This is a genomic window from Nguyenibacter vanlangensis, assembly GCF_013376155.1.
Taxonomy (GTDB): domain Bacteria; phylum Pseudomonadota; class Alphaproteobacteria; order Acetobacterales; family Acetobacteraceae; genus Gluconacetobacter; species Gluconacetobacter vanlangensis.
Genome location: NZ_JABXXP010000918.1, coordinates 1 through 946, shown reverse-complemented (window position 1 = coordinate 946; position 946 = coordinate 1). Strand labels below are relative to the sequence as shown.

Genomic DNA, 946 nt, shown 5'->3' with positions numbered 1-946 from the left:
CAGCACCCGCAGCCCGCCGGTGGCGAGCGTGACCACCGCCGAGACCAGGCCGCCGGTCATGAGCGCCTGCAGGCTTTCGGGACTGCCGCTGTCCGAGCCGGCCTTGAGGATTTCGGCCGCTGCGACGCCCTCGGGGTAGGGCAGGCTGCTGTGCGTCACCATCGCCCGGCGCAGCGGCACGGTGAACAGCACGCCGGTCATGCCGCCGGCCAGCGAGAGCAGCATGACCTGAAAATAGGGGAAATGCTGCCAATAGCCGATCAGCACCAGGCACGGGAACGAGATGAACACGCAGGACAGCGTGCCGGCCGCCGAGGCCTGGGTCTGGACCAGGTTGTTTTCCAGGATCGTGCCGCCGCCCAGCGCCCGCAGCACCGACATCGAGATCACGGCCGCCGGGATCGACGAGGCGACCGTCAGCCCGATCTTGAGCCCGAGATAGACGTTCGAGGCCGTGAAGACGACGGTGATGAGCGCGCCCAGGATCAGGCCCCGCATGGTCATTTCGCGCATGCGGGCCGATGCGGGAGCCGATGGGGGGGGCGGTGCGGGTGTGATGGCTGTCATGTCCGCTCCGCGATCAGAGCGGGTGGAAGGCGGGGGCGAGCAGGTGGGCGCGATTATAGTCGAGCTGCGCGCGGGTGAGCTGGAAGCCGACCTCGATATGGTAGCTGTCGACCGTGACGTGGTGCCCGATGGGCAGCGTGATCGGGACGATATGGGTGAAGATGTGCGTCTCGGTCACGTTGGGCGGGAAGGTGACGGTTTCGACGAACTGCTTCTTGCTCTTGATCTCGCCGTCCTGGACGACGGCGATGAAATAGGGAATGTCCACCGCGTGGCCGGTCGCGGGGCCCCGGCTGACGGTCAGGCCCAGGCTGATGTCGGTGACGATGTCACGGGTGTGCCGGCCGGCGGCGCGGCAACTGCCGCTGACGCGGGTCAG

1 protein-coding gene and 1 pseudogene are annotated in these 946 nt (G+C 67.8%); both read right to left on the bottom strand.

Going from position 1 to position 946, the window contains the following annotated elements:
- On the bottom strand, window positions 1–567 hold a 567-nt coding region (locus tag HUK84_RS20160), incomplete at its 3' end, for an OPT family oligopeptide transporter (RefSeq protein WP_246285794.1).
- A 13-nt stretch (window positions 568–580) separates the two neighbouring features.
- Window positions 581–946 (bottom strand): annotated as a pseudogene (locus HUK84_RS20155) (hypothetical protein); the annotation flags it as partial.